This is a genomic window from Sodalis sp. RH20 (assembly GCF_047324205.1).
In the GTDB taxonomy this organism is placed as follows: Bacteria; Pseudomonadota; Gammaproteobacteria; order Enterobacterales; family Enterobacteriaceae; genus Acerihabitans.
The window spans coordinates 3814435-3831211 of sequence record NZ_CP178733.1 but is presented as its reverse complement, the minus strand read 5'-3'; the positions used below and the strand labels follow the sequence as shown (position 1 = coordinate 3831211).

At 55.5% G+C, this 16777-nt stretch carries 17 protein-coding genes; 10 read left to right on the top strand and 7 right to left on the bottom strand.

The features are described from left to right. Positions 1–1816: 1816 nt before the first annotated feature. Positions 1817–2821 (bottom strand): class 1 fructose-bisphosphatase, encoded by a 1005-nt coding sequence (gene fbp / locus ACL2XM_RS17635; RefSeq protein ID WP_410016531.1) that lies wholly within the window; start codon positions 2819–2821, stop codon positions 1817–1819. A 265-nt stretch (positions 2822–3086) separates the two neighbouring features. Here fbp and mpl point away from each other — a divergent pair, with 265 nt between their 5' ends. Continuing rightward, a complete protein-coding gene (gene mpl / locus ACL2XM_RS17630; protein WP_410016530.1) occupies positions 3087–4460 on the top strand; it encodes a UDP-N-acetylmuramate:L-alanyl-gamma-D-glutamyl-meso-diaminopimelate ligase in 1374 nt (457 codons plus the stop codon). Between the two features lie 274 nt (positions 4461–4734). Here mpl and yhcN read toward each other — a convergent pair whose 3' ends face one another. Beyond that, positions 4735–4998, bottom strand: coding sequence for a peroxide/acid stress response protein YhcN (gene yhcN / locus ACL2XM_RS17625; protein ID WP_413722088.1), 264 nt, complete (start codon positions 4996–4998; stop codon positions 4735–4737). 446 nt (positions 4999–5444) lie between these two features. Next, positions 5445–5915 carry a transcriptional regulator ArgR gene (gene argR, locus ACL2XM_RS17620; protein WP_410016528.1) on the bottom strand — a complete coding sequence of 157 codons (471 nt, stop codon included), beginning with the start codon at positions 5913–5915 and terminating at the stop codon, positions 5445–5447. A 453-nt stretch (positions 5916–6368) separates the two neighbouring features. Here argR and mdh point away from each other — a divergent pair, with 453 nt between their 5' ends. Both mdh and ACL2XM_RS17610 read left to right on the top strand, forming a co-directional pair. Further along, positions 6369–7307 carry a malate dehydrogenase gene (mdh, locus tag ACL2XM_RS17615; protein WP_413722089.1) on the top strand — a complete coding sequence of 313 codons (939 nt, stop codon included), beginning with the start codon at positions 6369–6371 and terminating at the stop codon, positions 7305–7307. 507 nt (positions 7308–7814) lie between these two features. Continuing rightward, on the top strand, positions 7815–8198 hold the full coding sequence (locus tag ACL2XM_RS17610; RefSeq protein WP_410016526.1) for a DNA-binding protein: 384 nt from the start codon (positions 7815–7817) through the stop codon (positions 8196–8198). A 48-nt stretch (positions 8199–8246) separates the two neighbouring features. Here ACL2XM_RS17610 and ACL2XM_RS17605 read toward each other — a convergent pair whose 3' ends face one another. Next, the gene (locus ACL2XM_RS17605) at positions 8247–8510 is read right to left on the bottom strand and encodes a helix-turn-helix domain-containing protein (RefSeq protein ID WP_410016525.1); all 264 of its coding nucleotides are present in this window, start codon (positions 8508–8510) and stop codon (positions 8247–8249) included. A 183-nt stretch (positions 8511–8693) separates the two neighbouring features. On the opposite strand from ACL2XM_RS17605, the gene ACL2XM_RS17600 reads away from it, so the two are divergent. Next, positions 8694–9080, top strand: coding sequence for a DNA-binding protein (locus ACL2XM_RS17600; RefSeq protein WP_410016524.1), 387 nt, complete (start codon positions 8694–8696; stop codon positions 9078–9080). 54 nt (positions 9081–9134) lie between these two features. On the opposite strand, the gene ispB is transcribed toward ACL2XM_RS17600, so the two are convergent. Next, positions 9135–10106 carry an octaprenyl diphosphate synthase gene (gene ispB, locus ACL2XM_RS17595; RefSeq protein WP_410016523.1) on the bottom strand — a complete coding sequence of 324 codons (972 nt, stop codon included), beginning with the start codon at positions 10104–10106 and terminating at the stop codon, positions 9135–9137. A gap of 257 nt (positions 10107–10363) precedes the next feature. Between ispB and rplU the strand changes: the two genes are divergently transcribed. From rplU to cgtA, 4 genes are all read left to right on the top strand, one after another. Then, positions 10364–10675 carry a 50S ribosomal protein L21 gene (gene rplU / locus ACL2XM_RS17590; protein WP_162364085.1) on the top strand — a complete coding sequence of 104 codons (312 nt, stop codon included), beginning with the start codon at positions 10364–10366 and terminating at the stop codon, positions 10673–10675. A 15-nt stretch (positions 10676–10690) separates the two neighbouring features. Beyond that, positions 10691–10951, top strand: coding sequence for a 50S ribosomal protein L27 (gene rpmA, locus ACL2XM_RS17585; protein WP_162364084.1), 261 nt, complete (start codon positions 10691–10693; stop codon positions 10949–10951). Positions 10952–11083: 132 nt separating this feature from the next. Next, the gene (locus ACL2XM_RS17580; RefSeq protein WP_413728891.1) at positions 11084–12067 is read left to right on the top strand and encodes a DMT family transporter; all 984 of its coding nucleotides are present in this window, start codon (positions 11084–11086) and stop codon (positions 12065–12067) included. Positions 12068–12083: 16 nt separating this feature from the next. Next, the gene (cgtA, locus tag ACL2XM_RS17575) at positions 12084–13265 is read left to right on the top strand and encodes an Obg family GTPase CgtA (RefSeq protein WP_410016521.1); all 1182 of its coding nucleotides are present in this window, start codon (positions 12084–12086) and stop codon (positions 13263–13265) included. A 127-nt stretch (positions 13266–13392) separates the two neighbouring features. Here cgtA and dacB read toward each other — a convergent pair whose 3' ends face one another. Beyond that, positions 13393–14826, bottom strand: a complete 1434-nt coding sequence (dacB, locus tag ACL2XM_RS17570; RefSeq protein WP_413728890.1) for a serine-type D-Ala-D-Ala carboxypeptidase — start codon at positions 14824–14826, stop codon at positions 13393–13395. Between the two features lie 256 nt (positions 14827–15082). On the opposite strand from dacB, the gene greA reads away from it, so the two are divergent. Continuing rightward, positions 15083–15559, top strand: a complete 477-nt coding sequence (gene greA, locus ACL2XM_RS17565) for a transcription elongation factor GreA (RefSeq protein ID WP_410016519.1) — start codon at positions 15083–15085, stop codon at positions 15557–15559. Between the two features lie 107 nt (positions 15560–15666). On the opposite strand, the gene yhbY is transcribed toward greA, so the two are convergent. After that, on the bottom strand, positions 15667–15960 hold the full coding sequence (gene yhbY, locus ACL2XM_RS17560; protein ID WP_162364080.1) for a ribosome assembly RNA-binding protein YhbY: 294 nt from the start codon (positions 15958–15960) through the stop codon (positions 15667–15669). A 146-nt stretch (positions 15961–16106) separates the two neighbouring features. On the opposite strand from yhbY, the gene rlmE reads away from it, so the two are divergent. After that, complete coding sequence (gene rlmE / locus ACL2XM_RS17555; protein WP_413722091.1) at positions 16107–16736, top strand: 23S rRNA (uridine(2552)-2'-O)-methyltransferase RlmE; 630 nt, start codon at positions 16107–16109, stop codon at positions 16734–16736. Positions 16737–16777: the final 41 nt, after the last annotated feature.

Genomic DNA, 16777 nt, shown 5'->3' with positions numbered 1-16777 from the left:
GGTTATGTCGTTGCGGTAAGGTTTATGATGCCGCGGTGAGGGTTATGTCGTTGCGGTAAGGTTTATGATGCCGCGGTGAGGGTTATGTCGTTGTGGTAAGGTTTATGATGCCGCGGTGCAGGTTTCGCTTGCCGTGCGTTCGGTGGTTATATGCAGTGCCGGGTGCCGGCAAGCGACAAAGAGGCCGTACCGCGACGGCCTCCTTGACCTCCGCGCGGCCGGCAGATCGTGCGCCGCTGCGCGGTTCCCGGCAGCGCTGCATCCCGGCTTTTTGGACCGCCCGATATGCGCTCCCAGCGCAATCCGGGCTTTCGCCGCTCCCGGCGGCTCATCCAGCCGCGATGCGCGCCGCCGGCGCACTCTATGCCGGCATCACGTCAACACCATCGCCTGTGAGCAAATCGGCGTTTTGGGGTTCTTAGCGGTATGCGCTTACCGGGAAAACTATCAGTATTCATTTTTTTAGTGGCTGATGGCTGAAAGCGTATTTTTTACTGCTAAAACTTAACGCTGAATGATGAATGTTTTACTGTTCGACTGCATAACGATAACGGGTAAGGGCATGTCTGAATAACCGGTTTTTCGCTGCGCCAGCTGTATTCCCTACTCGTTGCATCCCATAATAGTTAGTCCTATGCCGACGCCTGACCTTATCCTAAGCAACAGCGCCGCTATCGCTTCATAACATGCAGTACGAACAGCGACATGTGGACCGGCATAAAGCGCGCTGACGGCGCCTGTGCCCCCGGCATGAGCCGCCGGGAGCGGCGAAAGGCCCGGTGGCGCCGGGAGCGCTAACCGGGCCGGTGCATAACGGGGGCATGGGCGGCGGAAGGCATCGCGCAGCGACGCGCGACCTGCCGGGCGCGCGGAGGTCAAGGAGGCCGTCGCGGTACGGCCTCTTTGTCGCTTGCCGGCACCGGGCACGCCATATAACCACCGAACGCACGGCAAGCGAAACCCGCACTGCGGCAACATAAGCCCCCCGCAAGCGCCAGCGAAATCCCAGCCAAAGCTGGCCGCTTTCCATTTAAATGCAGGCAAATGCAGGCGAAAAGGTTCGTCTATCTCTGTTACGGCGTGCTGTATACGCAGCAGCCCTAATGGGCGCGCTCTCCCTTGAACACGTCTGCTTTGAGATGAGTGTTGGCGGGCCTAGCGCGCCATGGGGCGCTCGGTCGGGCGGGAAAAGCACGCCCGATTCGACCCCATTGGCACGGTCTCCCTTGAACACGTCTGCGTTGAGTTCGGTGTTGGCGGGCCTAGCATGCCATGGGGCCTCGGTCGGGCGGGAACACCACGCCCGATTCGACCCCATTGGCACGGTCTCCCTTGAACACGTCTGCTTTGAGATGAGTGTTGGCGGGCATACCATGCCATGGGGCCTCGGTCGGGCGGGAACACCACGCCCGATTCGACCCCATTGGCACGCTCTCCCTTTAACACGTTTGCTTTGAGATGGGTGTTGGCGGGCCTACCGCGCCATGGGGCCTCGGTCGGGCGGGAACACCACGCCCGATTCGACCCCATCGGCACGGTCTCCCTTTAACACGTTTGCTTTGAGATGAGCGTTGGCGGGCCTACTGCGCCATGGGGCCTCGGTCGGGCGGGAACACCACGCCCGATTCGACCCCATTGGCACGGTCTCCCTTGAACACGTCTGCTTTGAGATGAGTGTTGGCGGGCCTACCGCGCCATGGGGCCTCGGTCGGGCGGGAACACCACGCCCGATTCGACCCCATCGGCACGCTCTCCCTTTAACACGTCTGCGTTGAGTTCAGCGTTAGCGGACCTGCCGTGCCGCGAGGCGTGGTTATTATTCGTCGGGGAAATCGCGCATAAAGCGCTCAGCGTCGTTGACCATGGATTCGGTGCCGACAAAGAACGGCGAACGCTGGTGGAGCTGTTGCGGCACGATATCCAGGATGCGGTTTTTGCCGTCGCTGGCCTTGCCGCCGGCCTGTTCGGCCAGGAACGCGACCGGGTTGCATTCATACAGCAGGCGCAGTTTGCCCTGCGGATGCGTGGCGGTGCTGGGATAAAGGTAGATGCCGCCCTTGAGCAAATTGCGGTGGAAGTCGGATACCAGCGAGCCGATGTAGCGGGAAGTGTAGGGGCGGTGAGTGGCCTCGTCCATCTCCTGGCAGTATTTGATGTATTTTTTAACGCCGTTGGGGAACTTGATGTAGTTGCCTTCGTTAATGGAATACATATTGCCGGTGGCCGGGAAGCGTACGCTTTCGTGGGAGAGGCAAAATACGCCGATGGAAGGATCGTAGGTAAAAGCGTGGACCCCGCAGCCGGTGGTATAAACCAGCATGGTGGACGAGCCGTATACTACGTAACCCGCTGCGACCTGCTTGCTGCCGGGCTGGAGGAAATCCTCGAGCGTCACCGGCGTGCCCACCGGCGTGACCCGGCGGTAGATGGAAAATATCGTGCCTACCGAGACGTTGACATCGATATTGGATGAGCCGTCCAGCGGGTCCATCAGCACGACATATTTGCCGCTGGTGGAGCGCTCGCCGTCAAAAATAACGATTTCGTCTTCTTCTTCGGAAGCAATGCCCGCTACCTGTCCGCGCGCCTTCAGCGCCGCTTTTAATTTTTCATTGGCAAACAGGTCGAGTTTCATCTGCACTTCGCCCTGGATATTGGATACGCCGCTGGTGCCGAGGATATCCACCAAACCCGCTGTATTAATATCGCGGTGAATGATCTTCGCCCCTAATTTTATCGCGGAGAGTAACGCGGTAAGTTCACCGGTGGCATGTGGAAATTCGTGCTGTTTCTCTACGATAAATTCGCCTAACGTTTTCATATCACTTTCCCTGGATCCAAAGAATGACCATGTTGCTAAGGATGAAAAGCGGTACAATCGATTTTCACTGACCAATTTCACTGACCGATTTCACTGACCGAGTAACAGTCCGGTTAACCTGACAGAGCTAACACTCATCGATTTGCCGCTTACGTATGTAATGCAGTTTAGCTTAAACGAATGCGAGTACATCATCAAATCCGTTTATATCAGTCGGCCGCAGCGGTAGAATGAGCCGCAGTTCGTGTTAAAAAATGGAAAAATTATGCGCATACACATTCTCGGGATCTGCGGCACATTTATGGGTGGGCTGGCGATGCTGGCGCGCGCGTTGGGGCATGAAGTGACCGGGTCCGATGATAACGTCTATCCCCCGATGAGCACGCTGCTGCAGGATCAGGGCATTGTGCTGATCAAGGGTTACGATCCGGCGCAGCTGACGCCCGAGCCGGAACTGGTCATTATCGGTAATGCGATGAGCCGCGGCAATCCCTGTGTGGAAGCGGTACTGGAGCGGGGTATTCCTTACATGTCCGGCCCGCAGTGGCTGCACGATCGCGTGCTGCAGCAGCGTTGGGTGATAGCGGTGGCCGGCACCCATGGCAAAACCACCACCGCCGGCATGGTAACCTGGATCCTGGAGGAGTGCGGCTATCAGCCGGGGTTCGTGATAGGCGGCGTGCCGGGGAATTTTACCGTTTCCGCACGTTTAGGCGACGGCGCGTTTTTCGTGGTGGAAGCGGATGAATACGATTGTGCGTTTTTTGATAAGCGTTCCAAATTTGTCCATTATTGCCCGCGCACCCTGATTCTTAATAACCTTGAGTTCGATCATGCGGATATTTTTGACGATCTGAAAGCCATCCAAAAACAGTTCCACCATCTGGTCAGGCTGGTGCCCGGCAAAGGGAAAATCATCCTGCCCGATAACGACCCGCATCTGAAGCAGGTGATGGCGATGGGCTGCTGGAGCGAGCAGGAATATGTCGGTGAGGAAGGCAGCTGGCGGGCGAAAAAAAGCGCGGCGGACGCCAGCCGGTTCCAGGTCTTCCTGCAAGGCGAGCTGATGGGCGACGTGCAGTGGGATCTGGTGGGCGAGCACAATATGCATAATGGCCTGATGGCGATTGCCGCCGCCCGTCACGTGGGGGTGCAGCCGGCCGATGCCTGCCGGGCGTTGGGATCCTTTATCAATGCCCGCCGTCGTCTTGAGCTTAAAGGGACTGCCAACGGCGTGAAACTCTATGATGATTTCGCTCACCATCCCACGGCAATCCTGGCGACCCTAGCCGCGTTGCGCAGTAAAGTTGGCGGTACCGCGCGTATTCTGGCGGTGCTGGAACCGCGCTCCAACACCATGAAAATGGGCTTGAATAAAAATGAGCTGGCGCCTTCGCTGGGCCGCGCCGACGAGGTATTTTTATTCCAGCCCCAGCATATTCCCTGGCAGGTGAGCGAGGTGGCGGAGGCGTGCGTACAGCCGGCGCATTGGAGCGCCGATGTCGATACGCTGGTGGAAATGATTGTCAAGACGTCGCAACCGGGCGATTACATTCTGGTGATGAGCAACGGCGGCTTCGGCGGCATTCATGAAAAACTGCTGGCGCAGTTAAACCTGAAAGCCGGCCTGGCGGTGTAGGCGCCGTGCGCAAGCCAAAAAAAACCCCCGCAAGCGGGGGAAAAGGTTCGCCGGATAGGACGACGAGAGGGAATCGGCTGTCCGCGTCTTGGGTTATTACTGGACACAGGAATAACTGAGGGCGACGACGGCATAACCGCTTTGACTTCTGGAGTAAACTCTTTCTGCACTGCGTTATTGATTATTGTTTCAAGCCTTGACGAACCCGCCGGCTTTCAGCAATTCAGCCCAGGGCGCGGCGGCAAGTCGCTGCCGGTGCCCTCCATCCATGCGCTTATTTATACAACTCGGCCGTGGCGTGCCAGGTATCATTTTCACGGGCTTCCGTGATGTGGTATGCCGTTGCGCCTTTGGCTTGAGCAGCTTGATTCAGCGCCTGATGGATGTCGGAAGGCGCACCCGCGATCCCGCCTACGCTTACGGTGCCGAACGAATGCAAGCCGCTGGCCTGATCCTGCGAGATTGATTCTGCGGCGAAGGCGCCGAAAGATAAGGCTGACATTACGGTCATCAGTGATACTGCGGTTTTAATTTTCATGTTTTATACCTCTACTATTCTTTTGACTGACGTTCTTCATGCTGTTCTTTATTGCTGACAACAGGATGTAAAACGTGATGTTCATCACGAAACAAAGTATACACTAGTAACGGCAGGTATTAGTAGTTTGCTCATAATTTATTATGAAACTTTATTTCTGTACTTTCGCATGATATAAGAAAAAGCTATTAAAAGTGGTTGAATAATATACAATTAATGTTAAATAATTGTAATTTCAATCAGATAGCGGTTTTTAGCCAAACGTGCTGTCTGGCCGGCTTCCGGCGGTGGAAACCGCCGCGGTGAAACCCTAGAGAGAATATTAGCGGGGCTTAGGGCCACAAAGGCAGCATCATTTGTGGCGTGATGACGCTTTTGCAGCGGCATAAAAGAGATGAAAAGCACGAATGTTAGGCGCTGGCGTTATAAAGCGCCCGATCGTCGGCTTAGAGTTCCTGTTCAAACAGAATAAGGATGGCTTCGTAAAGCTGCTTTACGCTAAAACCCTTGGCGGGGGTGGTAAAGATCGTATCGTCCCCGGCTATGGTGCCCAGGATGCCTTCGGATTTACCCAGGGAATCCAGCAGCCGCGCGATAAGCTGGGCGGCGCCGGGACTGGTATGGATAACGATAACCGCGTCGTTGTGATCGACATCCAGCACCAGGTTTTTCAGCGGACTGCTGGTGGTGGGCACGCCCAGTTCCGCCGGCAGGCAATAGACCATTTCCATCTTCGCGTTGCGGGTCCTTACCGCGCCGAATTTAGTCAGCATCCTTGATACCTTGGACTGGTTAATATTTTCAAATCCCTGTTCTTGCAATGCAAAAACGATTTCACCTTGGGAGCTGAATTTCTCTTCCTTAAGCAAGGCCTTAAAAGCTTTCACCAGTTCTTCTTGTTTAAAGTGGTTGCGCATATTTTCCCAAACCAGTAGCCAGTATTGTACGACGAATTATGCATAAATTTGCATTTTTATGCAATAACAATGCGCAGCCACCGCCAGGATGGCCAAATTAAGTCGGCAAAACAATCAGCTTAGCAATATCTATTCAAACCGACCATGACCGGGCTCCCATATTTCATGGCCGTTAAAAGTAAAGAGAATGTTATTAATTTGATGTTGTTTTAACCATTGCTGTCGGTGTAGTGTGGACGCTAACCACGGGTATTGAACGGCGGCGACAGGCATTATCCGGTGAGGTCATCCGGCATGGGAATTCGGGCGGCTAATAGGGATAAAAAAGGGAAGTTAATGCGTCAATTCTCAAATTTGCGATCGCTGATTTGTTTTTACCCGTTTATGTCTCTATGATCATAACCAGATGATTTGACGGCATTTAATTTTTCCTATAATAATAAGGAGATTAGAATGAAAGTCGCAGTTCTCGGCGCAGCGGGTGGCATAGGCCAGGCCCTTGCCCTGTTGCTCAAAACCCAGCTCCCTCCAGGTTCAGAACTCTCTCTTTATGACATCGCCCCCGTAACGCCCGGCGTGGCGGTCGATCTCAGCCATATTCCCACCGCGGTCAAGATTAAGGGCTTTAGCGGCGAGGACGCAACCCCCGCCTTGGCAGGGGCGGACATCGTTCTTATTTCCGCCGGCGTGGCGCGTAAGCCCGGCATGGATCGCGCCGATCTGTTTAACGTCAATGCGGGCATTGTACGCAACCTGATCAACCAGGTGGCGAAAGCCTGTCCCACGGCGTTAATCGGCATTATCACCAATCCCGTCAATACCACCGTGGCGATTGCCGCTGAAGCGCTGAAGAAAGCCGGGGTGTATGACAAACGCAAGCTTTTCGGCGTCACTACCCTGGATATCATCCGTTCCAATACTTTTGTCGCCGAGCTGAAAGGCTTGCGGCCCGAGGACGTGGAAGTGCGTGTGATTGGCGGCCATTCCGGCGTCACTATCCTGCCTTTATTGTCACAGGTGAAAGGCGTGAGCTTCAGCGAGCAGGAAATCGCCGATCTCACCCGCCGTATCCAGAATGCCGGCACCGAGGTCGTGGAAGCGAAAGCCGGCGGCGGTTCGGCCACGTTATCAATGGGCCAGGCGGCGGCGCGGTTCGGCTTGTCGTTGGTGCGCGCCATGCAGGGTGAAGCCGGCGTGGTGGAATGCGCGTACGTTGAAGGGGACGGCGAATTTACCCGTTTCTTTGCCCAACCGCTGTTGTTGGGCAGACAAGGGCTGGAAGAACGTCAATCCATCGGTACCTTGAGCGCGTTCGAACAGCAGGCGCTGGAACAGATGAAGGATGTGCTGAAGAAAGATATCGAACTGGGCGAAAAATTCATCAATCAGTAGCCTGTACGCCGCGACCCGGAACCCTGGGCCGCGGCTGTTAGCGATCGCCATCGCACGTGCCGGCGGTGGGACGCGCCGGTCATCTGCCGGCCTCCGACCCTTTCCCCTTCATTTGGTCCCTTCTTCATCAGGTTAAACGTATTTTACCCCAGCTTATGTGGACATGTTTTTCATCATTTACCAGCATGTCTTATCGGCGATTTCTGCAATTAAAAATGCGTTTTTCCTGCCGCCAGGTTAATTGCCTTACTTAATTATTCTATTGATAAATAGTGTTTATTTTCAGTTTATGGGATAAAAACCAACCACGATCTCATTTTTACATCCGTTGTAGCGCTTACTGCTTTTTTTGTGTTGTAATTGACGTAACGGCAAGCCGTAATGGCTAAACTGCAAAAGCGAACCTATAACGGAACCGTGCCTGGGTAAGACCGCTGCGTTAAAAGGGTTTTACAGGTATTGCGGAATGGAGATAACGAGAGTTATTACCAGACAAGGAGGGAAACGATGGCACTAAAAAAGGAATGGATAGCCACGCATGAACTGATAGGCGTCGGTGGGTTGCCTAAAACGCGCCAAGGGCTGAACCGGCGGGCGCGCGAAGAAGGCTGGCATAAAAGGCGACGCGAAGGGGCACGCGGCAAGGCTGTGGAATATGCATGGCAAAGCCTGCCCGACACGGTAAAAAAAACGCTGTCGCTCCGTTCCGGTACTGCTGAATATAAGGTCTCGCAGCAGGAACCTTCTTCCACCTGGCTGGAAATTCACCGACAGCTCTCCTGCGCGGAACGCGACTTCGTGGTGTCGTTTATTTTAAGGGAGGGCGTTTTAAACCTGTTAAAACGCCTGGATTATCCCGATGAATCCCTGGCGGGACTCGATCGGGAGTAGGAGGGTAAGACCGGCGCGCCCGGGGGCGTATTCCGGCCTGGTTTACTGTCAGCGGGAGCGTATCAGGCTTTTTCTGTCAACCAACTGATTCGTCTTCGGATCAATGTAACGGCTGGGCCAGATTTCCAGTGGGTGTATGCCCAAGGCATTCCCTATAAGCCATTCGCCTTTCGGCCATGGGCGGGTCATGGCGTTCGCCAGGGTTGACGAACTCAAGCCTGCATCCCGAGAGACGGCCGCAAGCGTGGTGCCGCGTTTACGTAACGCTGCAATGATATCGGCGGAGTGCCAATCTTTTATCCTTTCACACATATTCAATCCCTTGCTGCTCACTGAGGGTAGGTAAATGCACTAATTAGCATAAGTAAGTAACCCGTAGTTGATTTCACTATGCCACCGGAAAATTTATAGCACATTTTTTCCTAAAGTTTTTCCACCATTTTCTCAATGATGTCAAATTTTGCTATGGACGTCCCTTTTTGGAATGCAAAAGATATGAAAAAAGCCTGGTTTAAGACCTGTGAACTCATTGGTGTAGCCAAGCTTCCGGGTACCCGGCAAGGCATTACCGCGCGGGCACGGCGGGAAAACTGGATCCGCCGTCCGGTCGTGGGCGTGCAGGGAAAAGGCCTGGAATTCGCCATTGAGAGTTTACCAGCCGAAGTGCAACAAGAGCTCACCAGCCGGCAAATGCAGGAAACGCCCGTTGCCGAATACCTGATCAATCCCGCGCGCAAGGCGCCGGAAAAAGACCCTCTCGGGGCCTGGATGGCTATATATCAGCAATTTCAACCGGAGGAACGGGATGAGGTCATCAGCCTGGTGTTGCGCGAGGGGATTACGGGGTTTCTGACGCGCCTGGGCATGACGCCCAAGCGCTGATAATCACCGGGAACGGATTTGCCGGCGGGTTTCCCGCTATCGGCCGCCGGTTTCCTAAAATTGCCGTTGCACCGCCAGGTGCGCCAGGCTTTCCAGCGCCTGGCGAAAAGGGGTCGGCTCCAGGCAGGCGAGGCAGGTGATGGCGTTATCCGCTTCCGCTTCCGCACGCTGCCGGGTGTACTCGAGGGAACCGCACTGATGCATGGTTTCCAGTACCGCGTCGAGCAGGTGGCGGCCGTTGCCCTGGATAATGGCCTCGCGGATCATCGCCGCCTGCCGCGCGTCCCCGTGGCGCATGGCATGCAGCAGCGGCAGGGTGGGCTTGCCTTCATTCAGGTCGTCGCCGGTGTTTTTGCCCAGGGTCTTGCCGTCGGCGCCGTAATCCAGCAGATCATCGATTAGCTGGAAGGCGGTGCCCAGGTAACGGCCGTAATCCCGCAGGGCGTTTTCCTGCTCGGGGGTGGCGCCGGCCAAAATGGCGGAAGATTGCGCCGCCGCCTCGAACAGGCGGGCCGTCTTGCTGTAAATCACCCGCATGTAGCTCTCGATGCTGATATCGGGATCGTTGCAGTTCATTAACTGTAATACTTCGCCTTCGGCAATGACGTTAACCGCCTCCGACATCAGCGCCAGGACCCGCAGCGATTCCAGGCCGGTCATCATCTGGAAGGCGCGCGTGTAGATAAAATCCCCCACCAGGACGCTGGCGGCATTGCCGAACGCCGCGTTGGCCGTGGCCTTGCCCCGGCGCATATCGGATTCGTCAACCACGTCGTCATGCAATAAGGTGGCGGTATGGATAAATTCAATCAGCGCCGCCACGGTCACATGCTTTTTGCCGTCGTAATGCAAGGCCCTGGCCGCCAGCACGGCTATCATCGGGCGGATGCGCTTGCCCCCGCCGCTGATGATGTAGTGGCCAAGCTGATTGATAAGCGCGACTTCGGAGTTCAACTGCTCGAGGATAATCGCGTTGACGTCCGCCATATCATGTGCGGTAAGTTCTGTAATTTGATCAAGGTTCATTATTGTCTTTAGGCTTTATTTTAACCGTTAGATAGTAACGCTGCTCATGGGGCCAGATGGTAGAAACTGTGTTACTGATTGTACTTGAAAAATGCCAGAGATAAATGCCGGTGAAGAAACTGCGCTTTTTTCGTCTCCTGTATGTATTCTGCACTTGTCATAGGGCGCTTTTTTGCGTAGAATTCGCGCCCTATTGTGAATATTTATAGCGCACTGTGGACGAATCTAAGTTGAGTGCGCGGAAAGCGGAGTTTTTTATGTACGCGGTTTTCCAAAGTGGTGGTAAACAACACCGGGTCAGCGAAGGTCAGACTGTTCGCCTTGAAAAGCTGGACATCGCAACGGGTGAAACCGTTGAATTCGACCAGGTGATGATGATTGCCAACGGTGATGACATTCAGATCGGCGTTCCTTTCGTCAATGGCGGAAAGATTCAAGCTGAAGTAGTTGCCCATGGTCGTGGCGATAAAGTGACGATTGTTAAATTTCGTCGCCGTAAGCACTATCGTAAGCAACAAGGCCATCGTCAGTGGTTCACTGACGTGAAAATTACCGGTATCGGCGCCTAACAGGGGAGCACACTCATGGCACACAAAAAGGCTGGCGGCTCGACTCGTAACGGTCGCGACTCAGAAAGTAAACGCCTGGGCGTCAAACGCTTCGGCGGCGAAGCTGTTTTAGCAGGCAGCATCATCGTTCGCCAGCGTGGAACTAAATTCCACCCCGGCACCAACGTTGGTTGCGGTAAAGACCACACTCTGTTTGCTTTGGCTACTGGTAAAATCCAGTTCGAAGTTAAAGGACCGAAAAACCGCAAGTTTGTCAGCATCGTAGCAGCTGAATAAATTTTCCGTTTTTTGCTGGCCGCGGCTCCGATAGCCCGGCCCAGGCAACACGTCCCGATAACAGAGCAAAGCCCCGCAATTCTTGCGGGGCTTTTTACTTTTCTTTCCGGCCACGTTTCGCGTTAAACACTCATGAAGACAAATCAGCAGGCGGGACAGCAGGCAGGGGTGGGCATCATGCTGGCGCTCACCACCGCAATGTGCTGGGGGGCGTTGCCCATCGCCATGAAACAGGTGCTCACCGACATGGAGCCGTATACCGTGGTCTGGTACCGTTTCATCATGGCGGGTATCGGTCTGGCCGTCATCCTGGCGCCGCGTCGCCAACTGCCGTCATTAACGCTGTTTTTGCGCTGGCGCTGGCTGATGATGCTGGTTATCGCCACCGCGGGCTTGCTGGGCAACTTTATTTTCTTCAGTTCGTCGCTGCAATACCTTAGCCCGACCGCGTCGCAGGTCATCGGCCAGCTTTCGCCGGTGGGCATGATGTTCGCCAGCGTGCTGATCCTTAAGGAACGCATGCGCGGCACCCAGATTATCGGGGCGTTGATGCTGATAAGCGGCCTGGTGATGTTTTTTAATACCAGCCTGCTGGAGATCTTTACCCGGCTGACCGACTACACCCTGGGGGTGATCCTGGGGGTTTGCGCGGCGACGGTCTGGGTCTGTTACGGCGTGGCGCAAAAGGTTCTGCTGCGCCGGCTGGCCTCGCAACAGATCCTGTTTTTACTGTATGTTTTGTGTACAATAGCCTTATCCGTCGTGGCCAAGCCCGCGGCGGTGATGCACCTAAGCTTGTGGCAGGTTGCCTGCCTGGTATTTTGCGGTGCCAATACATTGGTTGGTTACGGCGCGCTGGCGGAAGCCATGGCGCGCTGGCAGGCGGCGCAGGTCAGCGCTATCGTCACGCTGACGCCCCTGTTCACCTTACTTTTTTCGGATTTGCTGTCACTGGCCTGGCCGGATTATTTCGCTGCTCCGGCGCTGAATATTGTCGGTTATCTGGGCGCGTTTGTCGTGGTGGCGGGTGCGATGTTTTCTGCGGCGGGCCATCGGCTCCTGCCCGTGCGGGCCAACACAGGACCGGTGCTGCCCATTAAGCCGCCCGGCAAATGAATTACGGAGAGTTTCCATGAAGTTTGTAGATGAGGCCGCCATCGTGGTGGTCGCGGGCGACGGCGGCAACGGTTGCGTCAGTTTCCGGCGGGAAAAATATATTCCTAACGGCGGTCCTGACGGCGGCGACGGCGGGGACGGCGGCGATGTCTATCTGCTGGCGGACCGGAACCTGAACACCCTGATCGATTATCGCTTCGAGAAATCCTTCCGCGCTGAACGCGGTCAAAACGGCCAAAGCCGGGACTGCACCGGCAAACGCGGCAAGGACATTACCATCAAAGTCCCGGTGGGCACCCGTATCCTCGACCAGGGCACCGGTGAAACCATGGCCGACATGACCCGCCATGAGCAACGCGTCATGGTGGCGAAAGGCGGTTTCCACGGCTTGGGCAACGCGCGCTTTAAATCTTCCATTAACCGCGCCCCGCGCCAGAAAACCGACGGCACCAAGGGCGAAAACCGCGAACTGCAGCTCGAGCTGCTGCTGCTGGCCGATGTCGGCATGCTCGGTCTGCCCAATGCCGGCAAATCGACGTTTATCCGCGCGGTGTCCGCCGCCAAACCCAAGGTGGCCGATTATCCCTTCACCACCCTGGTGCCGAGCCTTGGCGTGGTGCGCATGGATAATGAGCAGAGCTTTGTGGTCGCCGATATCCCCGGCCTGATTGAGGGCGCGTCCGAAGGCGCCGGCCTGGGCATTCGTTTCCTGAAACACCTTGAGCGCTGCCGGGTGCTGCTGCACCTGATCGATCTCGCCCCCATCGATGAATCGGATCCCATCGAAAACGCCCGGATCATCGTCAAGGAGCTTGAGCGCTACAGTGAAAAGCTGGCCGCCAAGCCGCGCTGGTTGGTATTTAATAAGATCGACCTGCTCGACCCCGAAGAAGCGGATCGCCGGGCCAAGGCCATAGCCGCGGCGCTCGGCTGGCAGGAACAGTTTTATATTATTTCCGCCGCCAGCCAGCAGGGCGTTAAAGCGCTGTGCTGGGACGTGATGGCCTTCATTAACAGCCATCCCCACGATCTGCCGGCTGAAGAGGCCGCCGCCCCGGTCAAGGTTGAGTTTATGTGGGATGACTATCACCGCGAACAGCTGGAAAAAACCGAGATCGTCGCTGAAGAGGACGATCTGGACGATGATGATTGGGATGAAGATGATGAAGAAGGCGTGGAATTTATCTATCACCGCTGACGGTTCTGGATTTGCCGCGATCCTGCACGGGTTGCATTAATACGCGCCCGGGCGGCCTCACCGCCGCTACAACGCCCCTACCGCTGTTTGCGGGGGGGCGTTTTTTTATGGACGAGGGGGGCGCCAATCAGTTGTTTTGATAGATATCTTTATATAACCGGCTTTCGAAACGTACCAGGGGAATGCGCCTGGCCTTTTGATCCTCGGGCGGCACCGCGTATCCCGAGAGATACTGCACAAAAGCCATGCGCTGGCCGCTGACGGTGGTGATAAAGCCCGCCAGGTTATAAACCCCCTGCAACGAGCCGGTTTTGGCCGAGACTTTACCGTCCACGCCCGCCTCGTGCAGCCCGGCGCGATACATCAGCGTGCCGTCATATCCCGCCAGCGGCAGCATGGAGATGAAATCCAGGGTTTGGTCATGCTGGCCGATATATTGCAGCACCTGCATCATGGTGGCCGGTGAAATCAGATCGTGGCGCGATAAGCCGGAACCGTCGACGATAATGGTATTGCCCAGATCGATGCCGGCCTGCTGGCGCAGGATTTGCCGTACCGCGTCCGAACCGGCGCGCCAGGTGCCGGGCACCTTGAAACGCTCGCGGCCGATGGTGCGAAATACCGTATCGGCAATCATGTTATCGGATTTCTTCAGCATCACCCGCAGCAAATCATGCAGGGGCGCGGAATACGTCTGCGCCAGTATCTTGCCCGGCGCGCCGGGAACGGTTTGACGCAGCAGGGTGCCCGCCACCTCGATACCCGCTTCTTTCAGCTCGCTTTTCAGGATGGCTCCCGCATAGCTTGCGCCATCCTGGATGGCAAACGCCAGCGGCAGGGGTTCGGCGCGCTGGGGCAGGCAGCCGGTCAGGGTAAAGCGGTTCAGCTCGCCCGGCACCACGTCCAGCTCGCAATATTGTGCCTCGGGGGACCCTTTCGCCAGGGTGCGTACCTGGCTGTACATCTGCACCGGGTAATACGAGGCCACGCGGATAAACGCATTATCGCCGGCCTTGGGCGCGCTGTAGAGCGAAACGGAGAAGCAGTTGCGATCGACGATGGCCGCGCCCGGCGGCGCGCTGAAGCATTGGGTCAAGTCATTCCACGGCCATCCCGGGGCTTTATCGTGGCTGGCGAAGGCGGAGGTGTCGATGAGCAGATTGCCCGAAACCTGGCGGATGCCCTGCTTGCGCAGTTCGGCGACCATATTGCGCAACTGCTGGCGCCCCAGGGTCGGATCGCCGCTAAAACGGGCGATCAGGTTGCCGCGCAGCACGCCGTTGCCGACCGTGCCGTCGCTTTCCAGGGTGGTGCTGAAACGATAGGCCGGCCCCAGTTGCAACAATGCCGCCAGCGCGGTGATCACTTTCTGGGTACTGGCCGGCAGGGCCATCTGCTGGCTGTGATAATCAATGGCCGGCGTGGGGGCGCCGATTTTTTGTGCAATCAATGCCAGGTTGGCGCCGTCGGGTAACAGTTCCGTATAATTTTCCACCGGCGCGCCGTGCGCGGACAGCATAATAACGCCGGTCAATCCTGTGAGTATTCCTACAAAACGCATAATATTGTGCAACGGCAAAGTAACGTGGTGCCATACTACGGTGCAAACAGGGTTAAAGTAAACGATGACCCATCGGGAACTCTGGGTTAAAATACGTATCAAAATGCAAACCAAGACTGACCAGGCTCGTTGCGCCAGGTGCGGTTTTTTTTGCTTTTCGCTTAGGTGGTAGCGCAAACGGCTACGCCGTGACAACATTCAGTACCGTCAGGACGGCGACTATTTTAGCAGGATGTATTCATTTAGAGGTATTGCCATGACACCAATTCCGATGACTTTGCGTGGTGCCGATAAGCTGCGGGAAGAGCTCGAGTTTTTGAAAAGCGTCCGCCGCCCGGAAATTATCAAGGCCATCGCCGAGGCTCGCGCGCACGGCGATCTGAAGGAAAACGCGGAATACCATGCCGCGCGCGATCAGCAAGGGTTCTGCGAAGGCCGTATCCAGGAAATCGAAGCGAAGCTGTCCAACGCGCAGATTATCGATGTCACCAAGATGTCGGCCGGCGGCCGGGTGATTTTTGGCGCTACGGTCACTATCCAGAACCTGGAAAACGAAGACGAGCAGACCTATCGCATCGTTGGCGACGACGAGGCCGATTTTAAACAAAATCTTATTTCCATCAATTCCCCCATGGCGCGGGGTCTGGTCGGCAAGGAAGTCGGCGATATCGCCCTGATCCGGACACCCGGCGGCGATGTGGAATATGAGATTTTGCAGATAGAATATCTTTAATACGCTGAAAAAGCGGAATGAGATGATTTGTAAAGAAAGGAAAAAGGCCGTAAGCGGCCTTTTCCTCTATCGGGGAACATGGCACCTTTTCAGCAGAAAAGGTGTATTCAGCGCGGTAAAGTGATTTTATGGTCTTTACCCGGCCGGTACAGAACCAGGACGCCGCCGATGGCCTGCACGTTAACGGCGCCGGTTTCACGCACGATGGCATCCGCGATAAGCGTTTTGGTCTCGCGTTCTTCCGCGGCAATTTTCACTTTGATAAGCTCATGATGTTCAAGAGCCTGTTCAATTTCTGCCAGCACGCCTTCGGTCAGGCCGTTATTGCCCAGCATGACGACCGGTTTTAGCGGATGAGCCAGGCTTTTCAGGTGCTGTTTTTGCTTATTATTAAGATTCATTTGTCTTTTTTGCTTACGTTGGGATTGAAAACGGTACATTCTACCGCCATCTCATGGTTATCACCAAATCGGTCGTGATTGTATCTGGCGCACGAGTGCCCGCATCCCATCACAAATGCACTCTTTCAGGATAGTTGGAAAACACGATGACCACCAAAAAGCGTTCTGGAAGCTCCAGTCGATGGCTACAGGAACACTTTAGCGATAAATATGTTCTCGAGGCACAAAAAAAAGGACTGCGTTCGCGTGCCTGGTTTAAACTTGAAGAAATACAGCAGGGCGACAAACTGTTCAAACCGGATATGGCTGTCGTGGATCTCGGCGCCGCGCCCGGCGGCTGGTCGCAGTATGTCGCCACGCAAATTGGCAAGAAAGGGCGTATCATCGCCTGTGATATTCTCCCCATGGATCCCATCGTGGGCGTCGATTTCCTGCAAGGCGACTTTCGCGACCCGCTGGTGCTGCAGGCCTTGCTTGATAGGGTAGGCGAAAGCAAAGTACAGGTGGTCATGAGCGATATGGCCCCTAATATGAGTGGCACGCCGGCCGTTGATATTCCCAAGGCCATGTATTTAGTCGAATTGGCCTTGGAGATGTGCCGGGATGTACTGGCACCTGGCGGCAGTTTTCTGGTTAAAGTCTTTCAGGGAGAAGGTTTTGATGAATACCTGCGGGAAATTCGCTCCCTATTTACGAAGGTAAAGATTCGTAAGCCAGACGCTTCGCGCGCACGATCGCGGGAAGTGTACATTGTGGCGACAGGGCGCAAATTATAGTACCCTACGCTAATTGTTAACACCGTTGTAATATGAGGTTA

Coding starts and splice junctions, on each gene's coding strand:
- fbp (WP_410016531.1), bottom strand. CDS start 2,821: ATGAAAACGTTAGGCGAATTTATCGTAGAGAAACAGCACGAATTTCCA.
- mpl (WP_410016530.1), top strand. CDS start 3,087: ATGCGCATACACATTCTCGGGATCTGCGGCACATTTATGGGTGGGCTG.
- yhcN (WP_413722088.1), bottom strand. CDS start 4,998: ATGAAAATTAAAACCGCAGTATCACTGATGACCGTAATGTCAGCCTTA.
- argR (WP_410016528.1), bottom strand. CDS start 5,915: ATGCGCAACCACTTTAAACAAGAAGAACTGGTGAAAGCTTTTAAGGCC.
- mdh (WP_413722089.1), top strand. CDS start 6,369: ATGAAAGTCGCAGTTCTCGGCGCAGCGGGTGGCATAGGCCAGGCCCTT.
- ACL2XM_RS17610 (WP_410016526.1), top strand. CDS start 7,815: ATGGCACTAAAAAAGGAATGGATAGCCACGCATGAACTGATAGGCGTC.
- ACL2XM_RS17605 (WP_410016525.1), bottom strand. CDS start 8,510: ATGTGTGAAAGGATAAAAGATTGGCACTCCGCCGATATCATTGCAGCG.
- ACL2XM_RS17600 (WP_410016524.1), top strand. CDS start 8,694: ATGAAAAAAGCCTGGTTTAAGACCTGTGAACTCATTGGTGTAGCCAAG.
- ispB (WP_410016523.1), bottom strand. CDS start 10,106: ATGAACCTTGATCAAATTACAGAACTTACCGCACATGATATGGCGGAC.
- rplU (WP_162364085.1), top strand. CDS start 10,364: ATGTACGCGGTTTTCCAAAGTGGTGGTAAACAACACCGGGTCAGCGAA.
- rpmA (WP_162364084.1), top strand. CDS start 10,691: ATGGCACACAAAAAGGCTGGCGGCTCGACTCGTAACGGTCGCGACTCA.
- ACL2XM_RS17580 (WP_413728891.1), top strand. CDS start 11,084: ATGAAGACAAATCAGCAGGCGGGACAGCAGGCAGGGGTGGGCATCATG.
- cgtA (WP_410016521.1), top strand. CDS start 12,084: ATGAAGTTTGTAGATGAGGCCGCCATCGTGGTGGTCGCGGGCGACGGC.
- dacB (WP_413728890.1), bottom strand. CDS start 14,826: ATGCGTTTTGTAGGAATACTCACAGGATTGACCGGCGTTATTATGCTG.
- greA (WP_410016519.1), top strand. CDS start 15,083: ATGACACCAATTCCGATGACTTTGCGTGGTGCCGATAAGCTGCGGGAA.
- yhbY (WP_162364080.1), bottom strand. CDS start 15,960: ATGAATCTTAATAATAAGCAAAAACAGCACCTGAAAAGCCTGGCTCAT.
- rlmE (WP_413722091.1), top strand. CDS start 16,107: ATGACCACCAAAAAGCGTTCTGGAAGCTCCAGTCGATGGCTACAGGAA.